Annotated in this window: 17 protein-coding genes and 2 tRNA genes; 14 read left to right on the top strand and 5 right to left on the bottom strand. The window is 47.7% G+C overall.

Translation table 11 applies throughout. The annotated features are described in order from the left end of the window. Positions 1 to 18 precede the first annotated feature (18 nt). Entirely contained in the window at positions 19 to 1,542 is a 1,524-nt protein-coding gene (locus EST55_RS09825; RefSeq protein WP_129497335.1) for a fumarate hydratase, read from the top strand. Next, positions 1,542 to 2,849, top strand: coding sequence for a DNA recombination protein RmuC (gene rmuC / locus EST55_RS09820; protein ID WP_088767853.1), 1,308 nt, complete (start codon positions 1,542 to 1,544; stop codon positions 2,847 to 2,849). The genes EST55_RS09825 and rmuC overlap by 1 nt, the downstream gene beginning before the upstream one ends. Positions 2,850 to 2,876: 27 nt before the next feature. Here the strand turns inward: rmuC and cysZ are convergent, their stop codons facing one another. Beyond that, positions 2,877 to 3,623 (bottom strand): sulfate transporter CysZ, encoded by a 747-nt coding sequence (cysZ, locus tag EST55_RS09815; RefSeq protein ID WP_129497334.1) that lies wholly within the window; start codon positions 3,621 to 3,623, stop codon positions 2,877 to 2,879. 142 nt (positions 3,624 to 3,765) lie between these two features. Here cysZ and smc point away from each other — a divergent pair, with 142 nt between their 5' ends. The 3 genes from smc to ligA are packed head-to-tail and all read left to right on the top strand — an operon-like array spanning position 3,766 to position 10,228. Then, positions 3,766 to 7,218 (top strand): chromosome segregation protein SMC, encoded by a 3,453-nt coding sequence (gene smc, locus EST55_RS09810; protein WP_129497333.1) that lies wholly within the window; start codon positions 3,766 to 3,768, stop codon positions 7,216 to 7,218. 26 nt (positions 7,219 to 7,244) lie between these two features. After that, complete coding sequence (zipA, locus tag EST55_RS09805) at positions 7,245 to 8,204, top strand: cell division protein ZipA (RefSeq protein ID WP_129497332.1); 960 nt, start codon at positions 7,245 to 7,247, stop codon at positions 8,202 to 8,204. Between the two features lie 11 nt (positions 8,205 to 8,215). Further along, positions 8,216 to 10,228, top strand: coding sequence for an NAD-dependent DNA ligase LigA (gene ligA, locus EST55_RS09800; protein ID WP_129497331.1), 2,013 nt, complete (start codon positions 8,216 to 8,218; stop codon positions 10,226 to 10,228). On the opposite strand, the gene EST55_RS09795 is transcribed toward ligA, so the two are convergent. From EST55_RS09795 to gloB, 3 genes are read right to left on the bottom strand one after another with little or no spacing between them, the layout of a single operon-like run. Continuing rightward, positions 10,225 to 10,731 carry a hypothetical protein gene (locus EST55_RS09795; RefSeq protein ID WP_088767858.1) on the bottom strand — a complete coding sequence of 169 codons (507 nt, stop codon included), beginning with the start codon at positions 10,729 to 10,731 and terminating at the stop codon, positions 10,225 to 10,227. The genes ligA and EST55_RS09795 overlap by 4 nt on opposite strands. A gap of 8 nt (positions 10,732 to 10,739) precedes the next feature. Continuing rightward, positions 10,740 to 12,374: a LysM peptidoglycan-binding domain-containing protein gene (locus EST55_RS09790; RefSeq protein WP_129497330.1), complete on the bottom strand. Its 1,635-nt coding sequence runs from the start codon at positions 12,372 to 12,374 to the stop codon at positions 10,740 to 10,742. Positions 12,375 to 12,421: 47 nt separating this feature from the next. Beyond that, positions 12,422 to 13,183: a hydroxyacylglutathione hydrolase gene (gloB, locus tag EST55_RS09785; RefSeq protein WP_129497329.1), complete on the bottom strand. Its 762-nt coding sequence runs from the start codon at positions 13,181 to 13,183 to the stop codon at positions 12,422 to 12,424. Positions 13,184 to 13,257: 74 nt separating this feature from the next. On the opposite strand from gloB, the gene EST55_RS09780 reads away from it, so the two are divergent. Beyond that, entirely contained in the window at positions 13,258 to 14,010 is a 753-nt protein-coding gene (locus EST55_RS09780) for a methyltransferase domain-containing protein (RefSeq protein WP_129497328.1), read from the top strand. A gap of 3 nt (positions 14,011 to 14,013) precedes the next feature. Continuing rightward, positions 14,014 to 14,403, top strand: coding sequence for a rhodanese-like domain-containing protein (locus EST55_RS09775; RefSeq protein ID WP_129497327.1), 390 nt, complete (start codon positions 14,014 to 14,016; stop codon positions 14,401 to 14,403). 5 nt (positions 14,404 to 14,408) lie between these two features. On the opposite strand, the gene rnhA is transcribed toward EST55_RS09775, so the two are convergent. Then, the gene (gene rnhA / locus EST55_RS09770) at positions 14,409 to 14,882 is read right to left on the bottom strand and encodes a ribonuclease HI (protein WP_129497326.1); all 474 of its coding nucleotides are present in this window, start codon (positions 14,880 to 14,882) and stop codon (positions 14,409 to 14,411) included. A gap of 51 nt (positions 14,883 to 14,933) precedes the next feature. Between rnhA and dnaQ the strand changes: the two genes are divergently transcribed. The 7 genes from dnaQ (at position 14,934) to dnaE (ending at position 24,587) form a co-directional block, all read left to right on the top strand. Next, entirely contained in the window at positions 14,934 to 15,641 is a 708-nt protein-coding gene (gene dnaQ, locus EST55_RS09765) for a DNA polymerase III subunit epsilon (RefSeq protein WP_100691812.1), read from the top strand. Continuing rightward, a complete protein-coding gene (locus tag EST55_RS09760; RefSeq protein ID WP_232709787.1) occupies positions 15,626 to 16,930 on the top strand; it encodes a TIGR03503 family protein in 1,305 nt (434 codons plus the stop codon). Before dnaQ ends, EST55_RS09760 begins: the two co-directional genes overlap by 16 nt. A 134-nt stretch (positions 16,931 to 17,064) precedes the next feature. Next, positions 17,065 to 17,141 (top strand) — tRNA-Asp (locus tag EST55_RS09755). 25 nt (positions 17,142 to 17,166) lie between these two features. Further along, positions 17,167 to 17,243: transfer RNA gene (locus EST55_RS09750), tRNA-Asp, on the top strand. Between the two features lie 224 nt (positions 17,244 to 17,467). Beyond that, the gene (locus tag EST55_RS09745) at positions 17,468 to 19,645 is read left to right on the top strand and encodes a M3 family metallopeptidase (protein WP_100691814.1); all 2,178 of its coding nucleotides are present in this window, start codon (positions 17,468 to 17,470) and stop codon (positions 19,643 to 19,645) included. A gap of 93 nt (positions 19,646 to 19,738) precedes the next feature. After that, a complete protein-coding gene (locus EST55_RS09740) occupies positions 19,739 to 21,034 on the top strand; it encodes an NAD(P)/FAD-dependent oxidoreductase (RefSeq protein WP_129497325.1) in 1,296 nt (431 codons plus the stop codon). 76 nt (positions 21,035 to 21,110) lie between these two features. Next, positions 21,111 to 24,587, top strand: coding sequence for a DNA polymerase III subunit alpha (gene dnaE / locus EST55_RS09735; RefSeq protein ID WP_129497324.1), 3,477 nt, complete (start codon positions 21,111 to 21,113; stop codon positions 24,585 to 24,587). Positions 24,588 to 24,598 lie beyond the last annotated feature (11 nt).

Below are 24,598 nucleotides of genomic sequence, written 5' to 3'. Positions count from 1 at the left end.
AAGCAAAGAGGTAAGGCCATGACCACCATTCGTCAGGCGGATTTTATTGACAGTATTGCCGATGCGCTGCAGTACATTTCTTATTATCACCCATTGGACTTTATTAAAGCACTGGACGAGGCGTACCAGCGTGAAGAGAGCGAAGCGGCAAAGAATGCCATTGCGCAGGTGCTGACGAATTCGCGGATGTCGGCACAAGGACATCGTCCGATTTGTCAGGACACTGGTATTGTCACCTGCTTTGTGAAAGTGGGCATGGGTGTGCAATGGGACAAAACCGACCTGACCGTTCAGCAAATGGTGGATGAAGGCACGCGTCGTGCGTACAGCAACCCGGACAACCCGCTACGCGCCTCAATTGTTGCCGACCCTGCAGGCACCCGCAAGAACACCGGCGACAATACTCCGGCCGTGGTGCATATTGATATGGTGCCGGGCAATGAAATTGAAGTCATGATTGCCGCGAAAGGCGGCGGTTCTGAGAATAAATCGAAAATGGTCATGTTGAACCCCAGCGATTCGATTGCCGACTGGGTTGTTGAGACCTTGCCGAAAATGGGCGCGGGCTGGTGTCCGCCAGGTATGCTGGGCATTGGTGTGGGCGGTACTGCCGAGAAATCAGCGGTGCTGGCCAAAGAATCATTGATGGAATCTGTTGATATTCATGAGCTAATAGAGCGAGGTCCACAAAGCGCCGAAGAAGAGCTGCGCTTAGAGATTTTTAATCGTGTGAACGCCTTAGGTATTGGTGCTCAGGGACTGGGCGGTTTAACAACCGTGTTGGATGTGAAGATTAAATCATTGCCAACCCATGCCGCTTCTAAACCAGTCACTTTAATTCCAAACTGTGCGGCAACGCGTCACGTCCACTTTACGTTGGACGGCAGTGGCGCTGCCGATTTAGCCCCGCCGAAATTAGAAGATTGGCCGGATGTCACTTTTGAGCTAGGTGATGACGCGCGTCGTGTGAATTTGGACGAAGTCACTAAAGAAGACATCCAGGATTGGAAAATGGGTGAAACCGTGCTCTTGTCTGGTAAGTTACTGACCGGGCGTGATGCGGCTCATAAACGCATTAAAGGTATGTTGGATAACGGTGAAGAGTTACCGGTAGATTTCAACAATCGCTTTATTTACTACGTTGGTCCGGTTGACCCTGTGGGTGACGAGGTTGTGGGTCCGGCAGGTCCGACAACGTCAACGCGTATGGATAAATTTACTGATCAGATGCTCGAAGAAGCCGGCATTATTGGCATGGTTGGTAAAGCTGAACGCGGACCAGAAGCCGTAGAGAGTATTCGCAAACACAAAGCCGTCTACTTGATGGCGGTGGGCGGTGCTGCGTACCTAGTTGCTAAGGCTATTAAGAAAGCCAGAGTCGTCGCGTTTGAAGATTTGGGTATGGAAGCCATTTATGAGTTTGAAGTGGAAGACATGCCGGTCACAGTCGCTGTCGATAGCGACGGTCAAAATGCACATACTCAAGGTCCTGCTATTTGGAAAGCGAAAATTGCTGACTTGAATGAAAAACTAGGAGCTTAATGATGTCGCTGGCACTGTGGCAATGGATGGCAATAATTGGTGTGCCGGTTGTGACGGTCATTACGGCGTTGTTGTTGCTTTGGCAACAGCAGCGCCGTTTGCGCTTACAAGCAGAGCAACAAAATACGGTACTGGAGCAAGACGCTGAGATTCTTCGCGAACGCATTGATGAGCTTCAACACGAGGTTTATGAAAAAGACAGCCGCCTTCGCGAGACGTTCGCCCGGGCTGATCATGAGCAAAAAACCGCAGAAGAAAAACTGAACTTGTTGAAAGCGAGCGAGGAGCGACTGACGCAGCAGTTTGAAAACCTGGCTAATCGCATTTTTGAAGAAAAATCGAAAGGCATGCAACAGCACCATCAGCAGTCATTGCAGGCAACGCTAGAGCCGTTTAAACAGCAAATTGAAGCCTTTAAAAAGCAAATTACTCAGCAGTATACGGACGAAACCAAAGAGCGTTCAGCACTTAAAAATGAGGTGATGTCGCTTAAGGATTTGAATCGCCAAATGGCGTCTGAGGCTGAAGCGCTAACCCGAGCTTTAAAAGGCGATACGAAGCAACAGGGTAACTGGGGCGAAGTCGTACTCGAGCGTATTCTGGAGCAATCGGGTTTGCGTGAAGGGCACGAATATCAAACCCAGGCACATCATCGAGATGAAGACGGAAAGTCTTTTAAACCGGATGTTATTGTGCACTTGCCGAATAAAAAAGACGTGGTGATTGACTCGAAAGTCAGTTTGTCGGCTTATGAACGCTACTTTAATTCGGACGATGACCTTGAGCGTGAGCGCGCGTTGAATGAACACGTTCAGTCACTGAAGCAGCATATTAAACAGTTGGGTAAGAAGAGTTACCACCAACTGGAAGGGCTGCGCACGCTGGATTACGTGTTGATGTTTATTCCGATTGAGCCAGCGTTTTTGTTGGCTGTTGATCGTGATCCAGAACTTATTCGGTTGGCACTGGACAATCAGATCATGTTGGTGAGCCCAACGAACTTACTGGTTGCGCTGCGCACGGTTCATAATATCTGGCAATACGAATACCAGAATCAAAACGCTGAGAAAATTGCTACCGACGCCGCACGTTTGTACGACAAGTTTGTGGGCTTTGTGGAAGACTTGGAAAAAATCGGTAACGGCTTACAAACGCTGGATAACCGTTACCAGGAAGCTATGAAAAAGCTAAGTACCGGGCGAGGTAACCTCATTGGGCGGGTCGATAAATTCCGTCAGATGGGTGTGCAAACCAATAAACGATTAAATTCTGACTATTTAGAGAGTGACACCGAACATGACGACTGAGCAATGTGCTCAGTCGTCATTAACGCTTTAGCGCGGCTCTAATGCGCTACGTCGGTAATGGTCAACCCACAACGCCGTTGCGCCAGAAACCGCCAACGGCATAATAATCAAGTTTACCAGAGGAATCATGGTCAGTAGGGTAATGCCCAGGCCAAACGAAAACGTGCGTCCGCGCTGCTGGTTTAGTTCCGAACGCATACGCTTGAAGGACAGCTTATGATTGTCAAACGGGTAGTCCAGGTATTGAATGGACATCATCCAGCAGACAAAAACGTACCAGAGCACTTGCCCAAACACTGGAATAATAAGCGATAGCAAGAAGAAGCCGATAGCCCGTGGCAGGTAATACATCAACTTCTGGAATTCACGGCCAACGGTTCTTGGTATGTCTTTAATTAACCCCATAAAGCCTTCATCACCTAATGCCTCACCACTCTCATAGCGCTCGACTTTCTCCGCGAGCAGACCATTAAACGGCGCCGCCAGAAAGTTCATAATGCTGGTAAAAATAAAGGAGAAAAAGGCGACCATCACAATGACCACCAGTGGCCATAAGATAAATTCTAACCATTGGAAAAAGTCGGGTAGCCAAGCCATAAACTTATTAAGCCAGTAGTCGGCTTCGCTGTACAGCCAGCTGAAGGCAATGGTGAAGAGAATCAGGTTGGCCAGAATAGGGACAATAACGTAGCGGCGTAGCCCTTTGGTGCGAATGAGCTGTAAGCCCCTTCCTATATAGGATATTCCCGACTCACTGTAGATCGGTTTGTGCATGCGAACTCCTGCTGTCACTTTTGTTGCTCATAATAGGGCAAAACCACCCTTATGTGTCGTTGAAATTGTTACAAATGACTACGGGATCTGCTAGAGTCTTTGGATTATAAATAACGTCAGTAATAACTATAAAAACAGCCGAATGCGACTGAAACACATCAAACTCGTGGGCTTCAAATCGTTTGTCGACCCAACCAAAGTACCTTTTCCTGATCAAATGACCTGTGTTGTAGGTCCGAATGGCTGTGGCAAATCCAATGTCATTGACGCGGTACGTTGGGTGCTGGGAGAAAGTTCGGCAAAAAACCTGCGTGGCGACGCCATGACTGACGTTATTTTTAATGGCTCTAACGCCCGTAAACCTGTTTCCCAGGCCAGTGTTGAGCTGGTATTTGATAACAGCGCCGGACGCATTCAGGGAGAATACGCTGCTTTCAATGAAATTTCTGTAAAACGATTAGTCACCCGAGACGGGCAGTCCAATTATTTTCTGAATGGCAGTCGTTGCCGCCGTCGCGATATTACTGATTTATTCCTCGGAACAGGACTTGGACCGCGCAGCTACGCCATTATTGAACAAGGTATGATCTCCCGATTGATTGAATCAAAACCGCAGGAGTTGCGGGTGTTTATTGAAGAGGCGGCAGGTATTTCCAAATACAAAGAGCGTCGCCGCGAAACAGAAAATCGGATGAATCACACGCGCGAAAATTTGGAGCGTCTGAGTGATGTGCGTGAAGAACTGGGCCAGCAGCTGGATAAGTTAGAGCGTCAGGCGGCTGCGGCAATTCGCTATAAAGAACTGAAGAAACAAGAGCGCCAATTGAAAGGCGAGCTGCAGGCACTGCGTTGGTTAAAGTTAGATAACCAGCGGCAACAACTTGATGCCCAATACTCTGAGCAGCAGGCCGAACTTGAAAAGTGGCAAGCGCAGCAAAGCGGCGACGAACGTGGAGCTATAGAGCTGAAAGAAAGGGCTGAAGAGTTACGCTCTCAAGTTGAACAATCGCAAGAGACAATGTTCACCTTGGGTAATGAAGTGACCCGCATTGAGCAAACTCTAAAGCATCAGCATGAAATTAAAGCGCAGCGCGAAGAGCGTTTGCAGCGAATTCAAAGCGAACTGACGCAACTTGAGTCGCAACTTGACGAAGATAAACTGCAAAAGGAGCAGTTGGTTGAGCAGGAAATGATGCTTGAACCGCAGCTTGAAGAGTTAGCTGAGCAGGTTGAAGAGGTTTCGGAGCAAGCGCAACTGGCTGATGAAAACTACCGAAGCTGGCAACAGCAACAACGCTCACAGCAGCAAAAAGTTCGTGATATTGAACAACAGCATCAACAGGCGCAGCTGAAAGAACAGCAGCTTCAGCAAAGCCGTGATTACACTGAACAACAGTTAGATCAAATTAACCACCAGCAACAAGAGCTTAAAAGGCAGCTTGGTGAGGTATCGTCAGACAGCTTGCAGCGCGAATTTGATGAGGCTAATGAGCGACTAAACATCGCTATTGAGCGGCTTCAAACGACAAAGCAACGGTTAACGGACAGTCGTGAGCAGGTAGAGCAGGCCCAGGAAGCGAAGCGCAGTGTTGAATTAGAACAAAATAAAGTACAGGCGAACCTGCAAGCCATTGAGCAGTTACTCGTCAAGCATCAGTCAGGCGATGACAGCGCGGATGAGTGGCTTGAAACGCATTATCCAAATACCCCGAGAGTCCGTGACGTTCTGAAAGCTGAGGCTGGCTGGGAGTTGGCTGTCGAACAGTTTTTGTATGAGTGGCTGGATGCCGCGGTTCTTGAAAGCGCACCTGAGCGAACTGAATCGGTAGCCGGCCTGAAACTGATATGGCCAAGCGCCGGAGAGCCTAAACCCGGCACTTTGGCGAGCAAAGTCTCGGGTGCATTAAGATATTGGCCGCCGTTGCAACTGTGTGCTGTGGCTGACAGTGATGAGCAAGCACAAAAGCAGGTATTAGAGGGTGATGCTGAGTTTGCTGTGTCAAAACAGGGTAACTGGCATTGGCCTAACGGGTTCATGTCATCGCGAATTGATAGCAACACTAGCCAACTGCAGTTGCAGAGTCAGTGTGAAAGCCTGAAACGTGAACAAGAAGAGTTAGAAGGTTCGCTAGAAACAACAATACAAAAGTTGGAACAGGCGCACGCTTCTCAAAAAGAGATTGAGCAGGAACTGGAGCGAGAGCAAGAACAGCAACAGGCCGCGCAGAATGACATAAATAAAGCGGAGCAGCAGTTAAGCTGGGCTAAGCAACAGCAACAACAGTATACACAACAACTGGAGAGGCTTAGCGAGCAACAATCAGAGCTGGAGCAAAAAGCGGAAGAGCTTAATGAGCGTATTGAGGAAGTGGCATTACAGCGCGAAGAGCTGAACGAACGGTTATTGGAGAGTGACGCGGCGGATGATGACTCAGGCGATGAGTTAGAACGGCAGGCCAGCGACAAGAAAGAGCAGCTGCAGGCACTAAAGTCTAAACAACAGCAGCTGTCTATGCAGCAACAAAACATTACTGTTCAGGTACAGCAGCTCGACACGGTCTTACAACGCAGTGAACAGCGTTACCAGCAGTTAGTGGATGAAAAGACCACGCAACAAAGCTCTGACGGCGAAGAAAATAAGCAGGAATTGGAAGAGCGACTGACAGAGCTTCTCGACCAGCGTCAGCAGCAGGAAACTATTCTGCAGGAGCAACGCGCACAACTGTCCGAATTAGAGCACGAACTGTCAGAGCTCAATCAGGGACAGTCGGCCGTGCAAATGCGCATTGCACAAGCCAAAGAAGCACTGCAAAGTACCGAGATTGAAAAGGCTAAGTTGCAAGAACGCAGCCAGGGTGTTCTTGAGGGATTGGCAGAAACGGGAATGACTTTAAAAACCTTGCTGCAGGAGCTGCCACAGGAGGCTGAGGAACAGCCGTGGCAGGTCAACCTCGAGAATGTGCAAAATAAAATTAAGCGTCTTGGTGCTATTAATCTGGCTGCCATTGAAGAGGCTGAAGCGCAAAGAGAGCGTAAACAGTATCTGGATCAGCAAGTGGATGACCTATCATCGTCGTTAGAAACGCTTGAGTCAGCGATTCGGAAAATTGACAAAGAAACCCGACACCGTTTTAAAACCACCTTCGATGCAGTGAATAACGACTTACAGGTTTTATTTCCGAAAGTGTTCGGTGGCGGTAGCGCGAGTCTTGAGCTCACCGATGACGATTTATTGGAAACCGGCGTCACCATCATGGCAAGACCACCGGGTAAAAAGAATAGTACGATTCACCTGCTAAGTGGTGGAGAAAAAGCATTGACCGCATTATCATTGGTGTTTGCCATTTTTCGGTTGAACCCAGCACCGTTTTGCTTGTTAGATGAGGTTGATGCGCCGCTCGATGACGCAAATGTGGGGCGTTTTTGCCGGTTAGTCAGTGAAATGTCGGAATCGGTACAGTTTATATATATCAGCCACAACAAAGTGGCTATGGAAATGGCGTCACACCTTGCCGGGGTGACAATGCAGGAAGCAGGTGTGTCGCGCCTGGTTGCCGTTGATGTAGAGCAGGCCGTCGCTATGACGGAAGCCTGACGATAATAAAAAGGTTGATAGAGCACATGGGCAATTTACAACTGACGCTCGGAATTTTAGGGGTACTGGCCATTGCTGGTATTATCGCGCACGGACTATGGAAAATTCGCAAAGGGAACCAGCAGCAACGCCAACAAGAACAACGTGTTGCTGAAAAGCGCCAGAAACAAAGTGGTGGTTTTGACGACGATGGCATAGGTGAAGTTAGGGTGGTTCGTCAGGCTCTCTCTGAAACACCGGATACCGCGGACTCGGCGTCAGCTGACGATGAAGATACGAGTGTCAGAGACTCTACTGCTGGGCCGAATACACCAAAGCGCGAAGAAAAGCTTCAAGAAAAAGCTCAGGAGAAACCAAGTCAGCCTCTTTCTGCGGCTGAGCAAATGGCTATGGATTTGGACGTTAATGACGAAATAGAATCGCCATTGCCTTCTATGCGGGTGGAGAAAAACGAAGAAGTAGAGCAAACGGAATTATCGCTAGAACCTTCAGAAGACCAGAGTTCTCAAGACTCTGAAGCGTCAAATGAAGCAGCAGAGTCAGAAACGCAACCTGATTCAGACATCGGTGAGCCTGAAGAGGTGATAGCGCTGCATGTAAAAGGTTCTGTCCAAGGCGCATTGCTGCTGCAAATGATGACCGAGCTTGGGTGTAAGTTTGGATATTTAGGAATTTTTCACCGGTACGAAAACACGGCGGGCACGGGCGAGTTAATTTTTAGTGTCGCCAATATGTTTAATCCAGGCACTTTTGACCTCGATAACCTGGAAAACTTTGAAACCGACGGCGTTGCGTTTTTCATGACTTTGCCGATGAAGTTTGACGGCCAGCAAGCGTTTAATATGATGCTTAATGCCGCCAAAAAGCTGGCGACAGAAATACCTCAGGGGCAGGTTTTAGATGGCCAACGGCAACTGTTAACCCGCCAGTCGATTCACGAAGCGAGACAAACTATCCGTGAGTTTGAACGTCAACATTCAGCATAGAATTAGGTGTTATGAATCAATCTACTGCCCGGCGAATGCAAGAGCTGGAACAATTACTGAATCGCTACAACAAAGAATATTACGAAAATGATGAGCCGTCGGTTCCTGATGCTGAGTACGACAAACTATTTCGTGAATTGCAGGAACTGGAAAAGCAAAACCCGGACTTAAAAAGTAAGACATCGCCAACGACTAAAGTGGGCGGTAAGCCGTTAGCCAAATTTAATACGGTAAAACATGAAGTACCGATGTTGTCTTTAGATAATGCCTTTTCTGCGGAAGAGTTTGCGGCATTTTCTAAGCGCATTGGGCAAAAGCTGGATGAGGGAACTCAGGTCACGTTCTGTTGCGAACCCAAGCTGGATGGTGCGGCAGTGAGTTTGCTGTATGAGTCAGGAGTACTGGTGCGCGGCGCAACCCGTGGCGACGGTGAAAGTGGCGAAGACATTACCGAAAATGTCAAAACCATTCGCAATATCCCGCTCAAATTAACAGGCGATTTTCCTGAACGACTGGAAGTGAGAGGCGAAGTGGTGATGCCAATTAGCGCCTTTGATCGCTTTAATGACAAGGCGCGCCAACAGGGAGAGAAAGTATTTGCTAACCCAAGAAATGCGGCAGCGGGCAGCTTACGGCAACTGGACTCCCGGATAACCGCCAAGCGACCTTTGCATTTTTATGCCTATAGTCTGGGATTAGTTTCCGAACAAACCGTACTGCCGGACAGCCACTATGAGCGGCTTCAACAACTCGCTGGCTGGGGACTTCCTGTCAACAGTGAAATTGAACAAGTAGACTCCGTTGAGGGTTGCGATAATTACTACGAGAAAATACTTGAGCGCCGTGACTCATTGAATTACGACATTGATGGGGTGGTTTTTAAAGTCGATACCATCGCACTGCAGGAAACGCTTGGCTTTGTTGCTAGAGCGCCTCGCTGGGCTATTGCCCGAAAATTCCCGGCACAAGAGCAACTGACGATTATTACTGGCGTCGACTTTCAGGTAGGACGTACTGGCGCAATTACACCAGTCGCTCGCTTGAAACCGGTAAGTGTGGGAGGCGTTACCGTATCGAATGCAACACTGCATAACGCCGATGAAATTGAGCGCTTGGGTGTGCAAATTGGGGACACAGTGAGTATCAGGCGCGCCGGTGATGTCATTCCACAAGTCGTCAGTGTGTTAAAAGACAAGCGTCCGACGGATGCGCAGGACATTATTTTCCCGACACATTGCCCCGTGTGTGATTCTGACGTTGAGCGCATCGAGGGCGAGGCCGTAGCTCGCTGCAGTGGCGGACTCTATTGTGCGGCTCAACGCAAAGAAGCAATTAAGCACTTTGCCTCGCGTAAGGCCATGGATATCGACGGGTTAGGAGACAAACTGGTTGATGTCTTGGTTGAAAAGGACTGGATAAAGTCCCCAGCTGACTTATACCGTTTGAGTAAAGCCGAGTTGGCCACCTTGCCAAGAATGGCGACTAAATCCGCTGAAAATCTTAAAAGCGCAATAGCAGCAACCAGAGAGACAACGTTGGCTCGTTTTCTCTATGCGTTAGGTATTAGAGAGGTGGGTGAAGCTACTGCAAAGGCCTTAGCCAGACACTTTAAAACCTTTGAGGCGATTCAGTCCGCCAGCAGCGAGCAATTGCAGGAAGTGCCTGATGTTGGCACGGTCGTGGCCGAACACATTGTGCGCTTTTTCCGCGAATCGCATAACGAAAACGTAGTGAAAGAGCTACGTAAGTTTATCCATTGGCCGGAAGGCGAAGACGCGGGCGACATACAAAGCGATCGCTTAGCTGGAAATACTTACGTCATTACCGGTACGTTGTCGACAATGACCCGTGACGAAGCCAAACAGGCGTTAGAAGCGCTAGGAGCAAAAGTCAGTGGCAGTGTGTCTAAGAAAACAACCGCGCTCATCGCTGGAGAAAGTGCCGGTTCAAAACTGACGAAAGCCCAGTCGCTTGGGCTTTCGATACTGTCCGAAGACGAACTAAAAGAGCTGTTAAAGAGTTAGCGGCTGCGGGTGCTCAGGTCTTTTAAAAGGCCTGAGCCGCTAATGTCGGCGATACCGTCTTCTTCGTCAAACTCGAATTTGATAGTCGGGTGTGTGGTATCCAGCAGGTAACTGCGATCATTAATGCGAACCCTCAGGTGTGATAACGGCTCTTCTTCATCAAATTCACGTCTGTGCTCGACTACAATATTGTGCTTACCGATAGCAAGCTCAAAGCCTTTGAAAAAGCCCTCGGCGAATTCAGCAACGTACACCTGGCCTTTATCATTCACGAACATATTGAGAATGTAGTTAGGTGGCATTTCAGAAGTGCGCATTTGTGATTTACCAGCGGTAAATACCACGGTGTCATAGACTTTCTTATATTCAAAACCGAAGTTCAGAGGCTCAGTCCTACCCGATGGGTAAATCACCTTGCCTTCCCCTTTAGCTTCCCAGTCTGCCAGACTTTGGGTGCTGAATATTAAAGCAATACAAGTAATAGCGTATTTAAACAGTTTCATAACGGGCCTCAACTACTCACCTCGGTTACATCTACTTTCAGTCGCAGCATCTGTCCAGGTTGCAGGTAACGGTTGCGTTGAATGTTATTCCATTGCTCAATTTGGCGAATGGTCACGTTAAATTTATTAGCTATCCTTGCAAGAGAATCTCCTGACCGTACACGGTAATTCACTGTCCGAATAATGCTGTTAACACTACTGCGAACAACAGAAGAAGGCTCAGCTTCGGTCCAAACAACAAGTTCTTGACCAGGTCTTAAGTAGTCGCCGGGCGCCATCGAATTCCAGCGGGCCAAGTCCCTTAAATTGACATCGTAAGCACGGCTGATATCCCACAGAGTGTCGCCCGACTGGACGATATAATCAATACGTTTACCGTCGCGTTTTTGATCTTGGCGGTTTTCGCGGCGCTGATCTTGCGACAATGTGTAACTTTCTTCACCTAGAGTGGCAACGGGCACCAGCAGGTGCTCACCAGCGCGAATGATGTGACTGCTAATGTCATTAAGCTGTTGGATGACATCAACGGACGTATTGTATTTTTTAGAGATGGTCAGCAGGCTCTCTCCTGACTTCACCTTGTGGCGTGTCCAGGTTAGCCAGTCTTTAGGCTCGGTTTCTTTCAACGCCTGACTGAATAGCTCCGCATTGCTTGCCGGCAATAAAAAGCGGTGAGGGCCATCGGGTGCCGTCGCCCAGCGGTTATAACCAGAATTAAACTGATGCAGTTCCTCAAGTGATAACTCAGCCATTTCAGCCGCTAAGGCTAAGTCGATTTGTGCTGGCGCTTCGACAATTTCAAGCATGGGCTGATTTTCAATTGGGTACCAGGTAATACCGTACTTCTCGCTATTGGCAAGGATATCAGCCAACGCCAATAGTTTAGGAACATAAGCGCGCGTTTCACGCGGTAAGTCCAGGCTCCAGAAATCGGTTGGTTTACCGGCTTGTTTGTTTCTGCGAATGGCATTTCCAACACGACCTTCGCCGGAATTATAGGCTGCCAACGCGTGCATCCAGTTACCGTCAAAATAGCGGTGCAGGGCTTCCAGGTAGTCCAGCGCGGCATGCGTCGCTGCGTAGACATCGCGGCGACCATCGTACCACCAGTTGATATCTAATCCATACTGACGGGCTGTACCGGGAATAAACTGCCAAACTCCCGACGCACTGCCGTGAGAGTAGGCGAATGGGTCAAACGCACTTTCGACAATAGGTAGTAACGCTAGGTCGACCGGCATTGCACGGCGCTCTAACTCTTCGACAATTAAATGCAAATAAGGCACGGCACGCTTGGCTACGCGATCTAAATACTCAGGGTGGCTGGCGTACCAATTTCGTTGACTTTGGACTCGCTGCACATTCGGTACGTCAAAGACCAGCTGCTGACGAACACGCTGCCATAAGTCTTCTTGTTCTTGCGGTGTTAATTGAACCGGTTCAGGTTTTTTCTTCGTTGTTGTTTGGGTATCGGCAACGACTTCTTCAGGTACCGGTGTTAACTCTAAAGAGGGCTTTTCATGGTTAGTTTCTTGCTGTTTCTCAGCAAAGAAAAGACCAGTGCTTTGGCACCCTGAGAGAGCGATAGCGCTGGTCAGTACACTCAACTTTAGCCAAGTCTTGCTGCTTTTATTGATTACCATGAATTATAAAACCCTGAATATGTTAAAACTTGGTGAAGTTTAAAGAATCAGCCGTTATCTTTCCACTGTCTAATAGTGTAAAAAACGTCCTCAGGGGCATTTTTTACACTTCCGGCATGTTCCGAAGCCGCTTTCATCACTGTTTTTTGATCAAACCGAAGGAACGGATTTATCGCAAGCTCCAGTTGCAGTGTGCTCGGCAGAGTAATTTCATTTTGTTCGCGTAGCATTTTGACCTTTTCGGCATAACTCTTCAGTGTCGCGTTATTAGGTTCTACTTTTTGCGCAAAGGCTAAGTTCGCCTGTGTGTATTCATGTGCGCAAAACACCCGAGTATCCCCGGGAAGTTGACGAAGCTTAAGTAACGACCGACTAAATTGCTCCGGCGTTCCCTCAAACATACGTCCACAGCCACCGGAAAATAGCGTGTCCCCACAGAACAGAAATCCGGGCGTGTAAAAACTAATGTGATCAAGTGTGTGTCCTGGAGTTTCCATGACTTCCCATTCAACGCCAGCCATTGAAAAGTGCTCACCTTCTTTGACCGGCTGGGTAATGGTTTTTATCTCGGGGTTGTGTGGACCAATAACCGGACATGCGTATTCTTTGAGCAAGTCAGCAATACCGCCAGTATGATCATAGTGATGGTGCGTGACAAAAATAGCGGTAATGGTTTTACTATTCTCTTTCAGCCACTCAAAAACGGGAGGGGACTCGCCGGGATCAACAATAATGACGCCATCGTTTGTGTTTGTCTCAATTGCCCAAATGTAATTGTCGTCAAACGCACAAATAGGGTGAACTCGCATAGAAACCTCGATAACGCTAAGCTATGATGAGTTAGCGATAGTGACAGAATGCTTCCATAATACAGGATGACGCAGTGTTTATTAAACCGGCATATTCTAAGGCTCCGTTAAAGACACCTACACAGTGGAGCAGTCTGGCGTGCGGTGACTTCATTAAGTCGCAAACCCGTGAGGTTATGCACCGTTATGAGCGCAAGATGAAGCCTGGCTGCCAGGTCATTGTCGGTAATTTGGGTGCAGAACTTCAGCAAGAAGAGCATATAGACAGGGTTTCCGTTGCGCCATCGGGGCAAGCGGATATGTTAGGGATACTGACCGAACTGCCAATACAAACTGGCAGTGTCGATACGTTAATTAGCCCCTTTACCCTTGAATTCCACCAACATCCCCACCAACTTTTAAGAGAGTACACACGGGTTTTGGACGACGATGGTGTCTTGGTATTAATGGGGTTTAACCCCTTCAGTCCGGCGGTGGCAAGCGGTTTTTTCGTGCGCCATGTGAAACCATTTCCCTGGTGCGGACGTTATTTTTCAATAGCAAGAATGAAAGACTGGCTGGCGCTATTGGGGTTTGACGTAAAATACAGTGAGTATTTCGTCCCGCATTTGTTGCATAAAGCTGAATTCCAAGGAGAAGATTGGTCCAGTGCACTTTGTAAAAAAGTTAAGCCGGTTAGCGCTGCGTATTTCTTGGTGGCGACCAAGCAGACATTGATTGGTCGAATTAACTCAGTATCGACACGACGCAAGATCCGCCTGTCAGGGCGGCAGCCAGCAACAGCAATGACATCGGATAGTTTTAAATTAGATAAGTCAGAGAGGTAAATTATGATTACAGCAAAAGAATTATGTGGAAAAGCGAAAGCAAACGTAAAAGAAGCGAATACGGAAGAGTTGCAAAAAGCCATAGAGCAGGGTGCTAGAGTGATTGATGTTCGCGAACCGGCGGAATACAGTCAGGGACACATTCGCGAAGCCGTGAACATGCCGCGCGGCGTGTTGGAAATGCAGTTGAACCAGCACCCCGACGTTGCTGGATACGATGATGCATTAGAGCGCATCTCGCAAAAGCCTTTGTATCTTATCTGCAAAACCGGAGGGCGCTCGGCGCTAGCCGCTGAAAGCCTTGAACGCATGGGCTTTAGTAACGTTTACAGCGTTGACGGCGGCATGACGGCATGGCAGGAAGAAAAACGACCAGTCGTGGCGGGTGAATAGCTCGGTTATTCAGGTTTAAACCCGGTATCTTCGAGTAGAGGCTTGCGGCTCGCTGCGTCGCGGGCCAACTCGTCACAACGCTCGTTTTGAGGGTGCCCTGAATGGCCCTTTACCCATTGCCATTTTATTTTATGGTTTCGAACTTGCTCGTCTAACTGAACCCAGAGATCCTGGTTTTTAACCGGCTTCTTTGCGGCTGTTTTCCAGCCGTTTTTACGCCACTTGGTCATCCACTGCTCAATGCCTTGTTTAACGTATTGGCTGTCTGTGGAAAGGACGATCTCGCAGGAGCGTTTTAACGCTTTTAGCGCAACAATGGTTGCCAGCATTTCCATACGATTATTCGTGGTTAACCGATAGCCCTGACTCATTTCTTTGTGGTGAGAACCATACTCCATAACAATGCCATAACCCCCTGGCCCCGGATTGCCAAGGCATGAGCCGTCAGTATAGATGTGAACAGTTTTTGAGTTGGGCATGTTAATTGGTACTATATTGAAAAGTTTCAGCCAGTATATCAGGAATTTTAAATGCGTCAGGTCGTTTTAGATACGGAAACCACGGGCATAGACCCTCAGAAAGGGCACAGAATAATTGAAATAGGCTGTGTTGAGCTTATTGATCGGAAGCTCACCGGGAATCACTTTCATGTGTACATCAACCCTGAGCGAGTGGTGGAAGAAGAAGCCATAAAAATTCATGGTATTACTAACGATTTCTTGATCGATAAACCGGTGTTTGCTCAGGTTTGTGACGACTTTATTGAGTTTATTAAAGGCGCTCAGCTGGTGATTCACAATGCACCGTTTGACGTCGGCCATATGGACGCTGAGTTTTCGAGAATGAAGCCTTTCCCGGGTCTGACCAGCGATTTCAGTACCGTACTGGATACTTTGCAGCTCGCCCGGGAAATGCGGCCGGGTCAAAAGAACAACCTGGACGCTTTGTGCCGTGCTTATGATGTCGACAATTCGTCGCGTGAGCTGCACGGAGCCCTACTCGATGCGGAAATACTGGCTGACGTTTACTTAATGATGACCGGTGGGCAAAGAGCCCTCAACTTGTCAGAAAACAAAAAGTCCGCATCGGGTGTTGCCGGTGAAATACAGCATCAGGCCATTGATAACCGTCCACAATTAAAGGTTTTGCGTGCATCAGCCGATGAAGAAGTATTACATCAACAACGGCTTGATAAAGTTAAAGAAGAGGGTGGGCGCTGTTTGTGGCTAGATTCATAACTCAGCTTGTCTGGGCTGCGCTGGCATTTGTTCTGCTTTCCAGTTCAGTGACCGCAGTACAGCAAACATCGGACGCGTCATCTAAGGACGACGCTCTTAAAAAGGCGATGTCGCTCATCGATGGTGACATGAGCAACAAACTTCCTATCGACGGGCAGCGCTTTCGAATTGATGAAAACGTTGATGAAATCACCTTGCTATTTTTTCGGGAGCCGGGCAGTAAGCCCTTAATATTAATTAAGCCTGACGGTAGCAAGTGGTATGACAGCCGCTACCCTACCGACCAAGTGACCTGGTATACCGATCCAAATTTCGACATTATTCGCATTAAAAAACCGCAGCCCGGTCCATGGCAGGCGGCAGGGCGTATTGATGAAGAGAATAAGGCTTTAGTCGTTTCTGATATTCGCTTCGAAGCCGATCCGTTGCCAGAGCCGCTGTATCAGAACGAAGAGCTGAAAGTAGAAGGTCGACTCTATAATGGAGAAGACATTGTCGAAACAGCACGTTTTCGACAGACGGTGACTCTCGATGTGCTTTTTATCAGTACCAATAACGCCGATTTTGATAACTTTGGCGCGACACCAGTGCGAGTGGCGCAGTTCCTGGATAATGGGCGCGGTCATGACGAGCGTGTTGGTGACGGCGTGTTTACCGGTTTTTTTAACTTAGATGTTGAACCCGGCGAATGGATGGCGACTTATGAAATGACCACGCCGCTTTATGAGCGAGTGTTTGAATTTGGTCCTTTAGTGGTTAAGCCGTTACCCGTTGATTTTGAAGTGATAGAGTCTGACGCTGTAGAAGATGACCACCAACTGATTGTAACGGTTAATGAGAACGAAATAGACCCGGATAGTTTGGTGGTTAATGGTGAAACGCAATTTCCTAATGGCGAAGTGCGCAAATTTACCTTTAGCCAGGTTGATGAATTTCCGTATCAGGTGCCTATTGCGAATTTGGCATTCGGTAAGCACTTAATTGATATTGATATTTTTGCGACCACGTTGGCCGGACGTGAGTTTGAAGCCAGGCTTGATGATTTTAGTTTTATTTCCACAGAGCCACCGCCACCTGAACCCACAGCCGCGGAAATAGCAGAACGGCAGCGTATTGAAGCAGAGCGTCAGAGGGAAGTTGAACGACAAGAGCGTGAAGCAAAGGAAAAGCAGGCAATGATGAACTTAATTATCATTGTCATAGTGAACCTATTGATAATTTTTATCGCGCTTTTTGCACTGTGGTGGTTTAAGTTCAGAAAGAAGAAAACTGATAAAAATGACGCTTAGTGGTTAAAAAACCGCAAAACTGAATATAAATCAGACAAACAGAAAAAATCTTTAAAAAAAGTGTTGACTCATTTGTCCCTCACTCGTAATATGCACGCCGCGTTGAGGGACATACTTCAACGCAGTACTGATGCGGAGTGGTAGTTCAGTTGGTTAGAATACCGGCCTGTCACGCCGGGGGTCGCGGGTTCGAGTCCCGTCCACTCCGCCATTTAGTACATCCCCCGAATTTTTGCGGAGTGGTAGTTCAGTTGGTTAGAATACCGGCCTGTCACGCCGGGGGTCGCGGGTTCGAGTCCCGTCCACTCCGCCATTTTTCTTAAGCGCAAATCTGTGCAGCATCACCAATTATTTTTTTAGATACCACCAAAGCTGGTCTTGCTTGGTTTGGCTGAATCGTTTTCGCATTCGACTTGTACCTCCTGCTTTTTACCTCTAAGAATGGGCTTTTTGACGCTTACCCCTTGAGCAAGCGCTCATACAGGGCTAGAGTAATGGCACAAAAATCACAATGACAAGAAACAGTGGGAGTTATCCATGCGTAAAACATTATTAGCCGTCGCAATTGGTGCAGCGGTATCACTCGGCGCTTGCAGCGATGCGAGCAAGCCATCAAATACTGAAAACGGTTCTGCACAAGCTGAAAGTAGCCAGGAAGCAACGGCAATGAACCCATTCTTCGAAGCCAGCTCACTGCTTTATCAAGCGCCTGACTTCAATGCCATTGAGTTTAAACACTTCAAGCCTGCTTTTGAGCGTGGCATGAAAGAGCATATGGAAGAAATTAAAGCCATTGCGACCAACTCTGAAGAACCAACGTTTGAAAACACTATTGTTGCGATGGAAAAGTCTGGCGCAATTCTTGGTCGTGTAAGCTCTGTATTCTATAACTTGTCTTCGTCACACTCGAATGACCAAATTCGCGAACTGCAAGCTGAACTTGCACCCAAAATGGCGGCTCATGGTGACAACATTAGCTTAAACCCAGACTTGTTTGCTCGAATCAAAACCTTATACGAACAGCGCGATGAGCTGGAATTAAATGGTGAAGAAAAGCGCCTTCTGGAAGAAACCTATAAAGACTTCGTTCGTTCAGGTGCACTCCTAAACGAAGATGAGAAAGCGCAAATTCGTGAAATCAATGAGCAGCTTTCAAGCCTGACTAACGAATTCCGCGATGGTTTAATGTCGCTGACCCAAGAAACCGTTGTGTTTGTTGACGACAAAGAAAAGTTGGCAGGCTTAAGTGATAGCCGTATTGAGAGTCTGGCGAATGCAGCGAAAAGCCGCGATAAAGAAGGCCAGTACGCGATTGTTCTGACGAATACCACTCGCCAGTCTATCTTAGCTGAACTGGAAAATCGTGAGCTTCGTCAGGAAATCTGGGAAGCGTCTGCAAACCGTGGTACTGGCAACACGGAAACCGATCAAAACCCATTGGTTAAACAGTTAGTTAAGCTGCGTGCTGATAAAGCGCAACTTTTGGGCTACAACTCTTGGGGTGACTATGTTCTGGAAACGAACATGGCAGGTAACCCTGATGCGGCGAAGAAAATGCTGCGCGACTTAGTGCCTGCGGTAGTTTCAAATGTGGAACGTGAAGCGGCGGAAATTCAGGCGGCGATTGACGCGGACGGTAAAGATTTCGAATTGAAGCCTTGGGACTGGTTCTATTACGCTGAGAAAGTGCGTGCAGAGAAGTATTCACTCGATTCTGATGAAGTAAAAAAATACTTCGAATTTAACCGTGTATTAGAAGACGGTGTTTTCTATGCAATGGGTGAGCTGTTCGGTATTAAGTTTGAAGAGCGTAAAGACATTCCTGTATATCAGGAAGACGTAAAAGTTTACGAAGTCTTCGACGTTGACGGCAGCAGTTTAGGCCTTTTCTACGCTGACTATTATGCACGTGATAGTAAGCGTGGCGGCGCATGGATGAGCTCTTTCCGTACTCAGTCTGAGCTGATGAACCAGAAGCCGGTTATTCTGAACAACATGAATATCACAAAAGCGCCAGAGGGTGAGCCGACATTCCTGAGTTTTGATGAGGTATCGACAATGTTCCACGAAATGGGACACGCGCTTCATGGCATGTTCTCAGATGTGACTTACCCTTCATTAGCGGGTACATCGGTGTCTCGTGACTATGTCGAGTTCCCTTCAACGTTCCAGGAAGACTGGATGTTGAATGAAAAAGTGATTAATAACTTTGCGAAGCACTACGAAACGGGTGAACAAATCCCACAAGAGTTGTTGGACAAAGTATTAGCTGCGCGTAATTTCAACCAAGGTTTTGATACTCTAGAGTATGTAGCAGCTGCGTTACTGGATCTTGAATACCATACGGTTGAACCAGGTACTGAAATTAAGGACGTACAAGCGTTTGAAAAAGAAGCGTTAGAGCGTAACGGTGTTTTAGTTGAAGCGGTGCCTCCTCGTTATCGTTCGACTTATTTTGCGCACGTATTCGCGGGTGGTTATTCTGCAGGTTACTATGCGTACATGTGGAGTGAAGTCTTAGCGGCTGACGCGTTTAAACATATGAACAACAATGGTGGTTTAACGCTGGAAAATGGCCAAGCATTCCGTAAAGAGATTCTGTCGCAAGGTAACAGTAAAGATCCAATGCAGCAGTACATCGATTGGCGTGGTCAAGAGCCAACAGTTGAAGCGTTATTGGAGCGTCGAGGTCTGACGGATCCAAGTATCGACTAAGCTGCTATAAAAAATGACTGAATAGTCGCTATAAAAAGCCACTGGCGTTATCATCGTCAGTGGCTTTTTTGTATCTACAGGATGAGGTCGGTAATGAAGGAACGGATAGTAATTGTTGGCGGTGGCGCAGGTGGACTTGAGTTAGCGACACAGCTAGGTCGTAAATTGGGGCGTAAAGGTAAAGCTCAAATTACCTTGATAGATCGCAACACAACACATCTTTGGAAACCGTTATTACATGAGGTTGCTTCTGGCGCTTTAGACTCAAGATTGGCAGAGGTTGATTATCGAGGACAAAGCGCCCGGGAAGGCTTTCAGTTTCTGATTGGTACGTTGGAACACGTTGATAAAGATGCCAAAACTGTCACCCTTGCGGCCATTAATAATAGCGAGGGTGAGGAAGTCCTAAGTACAAGAAACGTGCCCTATGATCGTTTGATTCTAGCCGTTGGCAGTGTCACTGCAGATTTCGGTACCCCTGGGGTCAAAGAGAATTGCTATTTTTTGGACTCTTTAAAACAAGCTGACGCATTTCATGCTGAGCTGCTCGATGAGTTCTTAAGAGTGAACCAAGCTCTCGAGGATGGTAAAGAGGCTGAATTGTCATTGGCTATTGTTGGCGGCGGTGCGACTGGCGTCGAGTTAGCTGCGGAGCTTGTTCACTCGGTGTCCTTATTGTCTATTTACGGACTCAAACATCTCGATAGAAGCCACTTCAAGGTTCAGTTGATTGAGGCTGGAGAGAGGTTGCTACCGGCTTTACCGGAACGTTTATCCACTTCCGTTCTGAAGAAACTCCGTAAGCTGGGTGTGGAGGTCATCTTGAATAACCCGGTTAAAGAGGTAACAAAACAACAGCTTTGCCTTTCAGAGGGGGAGCCAATAACGGCCGATATGATGGTATGGGCAGCAGGTGTCAGAGCGCCGGATATTACCCAGTCCTGGAATTTACAACTTAGAAAAAACAATCAAATAGAAGTTAATGAGTACCTTCAGTCAGTTTCAGATAAGTCCATTTATGCAATGGGCGATTGTTCGGCCTGCCGGATTGACGACGAACGCTGGGTACCGCCACGCGCTCAATCAGCCCACCAAATGGCAGAGTGCTTATACAAAAATATCTTACGAGAGTACGGCGGACGTGAGCCTAAGCCGTTTCGCTATAAAGACCGGGGCTCGTTAGTTTCACTGAGTCGTTTTTCTGCCGTTGGTAATTTAATGCAAAGTAAAAGTGTGTCGATGTCGATTGAAGGCACGCTGGCACGTTGGGCTTACGCGAGCTTGTACCGCATGCATCAGCGGGCATTGCACGGCTGGTGGAAAATGTTTTTGATATTGCTGGTAGACAAGTTAAATCATGCGGTGAAACCACGCTTGAAGTTGCATTGACGATATACTTCAGTAGTCGCATCAGGCACAATATGGCGTCTGATATTAGAATAAAAACGTAAACTGAAACGGCGAAATGACAGCACCAAATTTTATCCATTTACGCATTCATAGCGACTTCTCCATGGTTGACGGCTTAGCAAAAGTTGGCCCTATCTGTGAAGCGGTAGCTGACGCAGGTATGCCGGCATTGGCCATGACCGACCAAATGAACTTTTGTGGCTTGGTTCGCTACTACGGTACGGCTCATAAGCTGGGGTTAAAACCTATTATAGGTTGTGACCTGTGGGTGCAACACAGTTATCCGGAGGGTGAAATTTTTCGTCTGACGGCGCTGGCAATGGATAACGAAGGGTATCAACAAATTACACAGTTAATGTCGAAAGCTTATTTGCGAGGACACATAGCGGATAAACCCGTTATTGATAAAGACTGGCTAAAAGAGCACAACCAGGGGATTATTTTGCTCTCCGGCGCTCGTGAAGGTGATATCGGCCATGCATTATTGAGAAACGACGATAAAGAACTTGATGCGGCATTGGACTTTTATCAAGAGTATTTTCCTGATCGCTTTTATCTTGAATTGGTGCGAACTGGACGTCCTAAAGAAGAAGACTACCTGCACAAAGCGGTAAAGTTAGCTGGTGAAACACAGCTACCCGTCGTTGCGACCAACGAAGTCGTTTTTCTGAAGGAAGAAAACTTTGACGCCCATGAGATTCGTGTATCTATTCATGACGGTTATCAGCTTGAAGATCGCCGCCGCCCCAAGAAGTATTCGCCGCAACAGTATCTAAAAACGGCCGAAGAAATGGCGGAGCTGTTCTCCGATATTCCTGAAGCGTTGGAAAATACCGTTGAAATCGCTAAGCGATGTAATGTGACGGTCCGTTTAGGCGAATACTTTCTGCCGAAATTTCCGACCGGAAATATGACGACGGAAGACTACTTGGTCAAAGTGTCTGAAGAAGGTTTAGAAGAGCGTCTCGAGTTTCTCTTTCCTGACGAGGAAGAACGCGCGGCTAAACGTCCAGAGTATGATGAGCGTCTAGTAGAAGAGCTTAACGTCATTAACGGGATGGGCTTCCCAGGCTACTTCCTTATCGTTATGGAATTTATTCAGTGGAGTAAAGACAACGGCATACCCGTTGGTCCGGGGCGAGGGTCGGGAGCGGGTTCGTTAGTTGCTTACGCATTGAAAATTACTGATTTGGATCCGCTGGAATTTGACCTGCTTTTCGAACGGTTCCTAAACCCTGAGCGGGTCTCTATGCCAGACTTTGATGTGGACTTCTGTATGGATCGTCGTGACGAGGTTATTGACCACGTTGCCGATTTATACGGCCGAGAAGCCGTGTCGCAGATCATTACGTTCGGCACCATGGCTGCGAAAGCCGCAATACGTGATGTAGGACGTGTTCTGGGACACCCGTACGGTTTTGTGGATCGCATATCGAAGTTAGTGCCTGGTGACCCGGGGATGACGCTGGAGAAGGCCTTTGAAATAGAGCCTCAGCTAGGAGAATTGTATGATCAGGACGGTGAGGTAAAAGCCATTATTGATATGGCTAGGATTCTAGAGGGTGTCACACGTAATGCCGGTAAACATGCTGGTGGTGTGGTTATTTCGCCAACCACTATTACCGACTTCTCACCGCTATATTGCGACGATGAAGGCAAAAACCCGGTCACCCAGTTCGATAAAAACGATGTTGAATCGGCCGGCTTGGTCAAGTTTGACTTTTTAGGCTTGCGAACACTAACCATTATTCAGTGGGCCGTCGATATGGTGAATGCCCGCAAGGAGAAAGCAGGCGAAGAACTTATCGATATAACCGCTATCGATCTGACCGATCCGGCGTGTTTCAAATTACTTAAAAAAGCTGAAACAACCGCCGTTTTCCAGTTGGAGTCGCGCGGTATGAAGGAGCTAATTAAGAAACTTTTGCCAGATTCTTTTGAAGATATCATCGCATTGGTTGCTCTATTCCGACCGGGACCGTTGCAGTCGGGCATGGTCGATAACTTCATTGACCGTAAGCATGGTCGTGAAGAGATCTCTTATCCTGATGTTAAGTACCAGCACGACAGCTTGCAGCCTATTCTCGAACCGACGTACGGCGTTATTTTGTACCAAGAGCAGGTTATGCAAATTGCGCAGGTACTGGCGGGCTACACGCTGGGTGGCGCTGACTTGTTACGTCGAGCTATGGGTAAGAAAAAGCCCGAGGAAATGGCGAAACAGCGCGAGATTTTCCGTGAGGGGGCAGCGAAGAATAATATTGACCCTGAACTGGCGATGAAAATCTTCGACTTGGTAGAGAAGTTTGCAGGCTACGGGTTTAATAAATCGCACTCGGCTGCTTATGCCTTAGTGTCGTATCAAACGTTGTGGATGAAGACTCATTATCCGGCCGAGTTTATGGCTGCGGTAATGTCAGCGGATATGGATAATACCGATAAAATTGTCACGCTGGCGGATGAATGTGAGCGAATGGGTCTTGAATTATTGCCGCCAGACGTCAATAAGGGCGCCTATAAGTTTACTGTTGATGAACAACAGCGCGTTGTTTATGGCATTGGGGCCATTAAAGGTGTTGGCGAAGCGCCGATTGAGTCTATCATTCAAGCCAGAAACGAAGGTGGTCCGTTCAAAGATTTGTTCGACTTCTGTTGTCGGGTGAATTTGAAAAAGATGAATAAGCGGGTTCTGGAGCGGCTAATACGAGCTGGTGCTATGGATAATTTAGGACCACACCGTGCGGCGCTTATGGCGACGTTGGAAAAGGCCATTCGTCAGGCAGAACAACACTTGCAGGCAGAACAAATTGGTCAGTCCGATATGTTTGGCGTGCTGACTACCGAACCGGAAGCCGTTGAGCAGGAATTTGTGCAAGTGCGTCACTGGCCGGAGGCCGTGTGGTTAGAAGGGGAACGAGAAACGCTCGGGCTTTACCTCACCGGGCATCCCATTAACCGCTTTAGAAGTGAGTTGACGCATTATGTTTCAAATACTCTGTCTAATGTGGGACCAACACCAAAAGATCAAAGTGTTGCTATTGCGGGGCTCGTAATAGATATTCGTGTGCTGACAAACAAACGGGGCCAGCGTTTTGCTATAGTAACGTTAGATGACAAAACGGCACGTATGGATGTACGATTATTCAGCAATGAATATGAAAGTTATCAAGAATTGCTCGAAAAAGACCGAATTTTGTGGATAAAAGGTGAGGTCAGATTTGATAACTTTAGTAATAGCAATACAATGACCGCTAGAGAAGTGATGGCAATTGAGCAAGCGCGTGAGAGTTATTTACGCAGTTTGTCGATTACGCTGACTGAAGACGCACTTGAAAACGGTGTGGCAGGTAAGCTAGAAACAGTGCTAGCGCCTTATGCGAAAGGAACCTGCCCAATAAAGCTTCGTTATAACTCGTCTTATGCGAAGGCAGAGTTGTCAGTGGAAGCGAATTGGTATGTGACGCCATCGGATGAATTAATAGACGAATTACAGAACTTGCTGGGGAATCAGCAGGTTTCACTCGAATTTTAAAGGAAATGACA

The sequence above is a fragment of the Idiomarina sp. 29L genome (assembly GCF_004123135.1).
GTDB lineage: Bacteria > Pseudomonadota > Gammaproteobacteria > Enterobacterales > Alteromonadaceae > Idiomarina.
The sequence above is the reverse complement of the archived record's forward strand: the minus strand, read 5'-3'. Positions and strand labels throughout refer to the sequence as shown.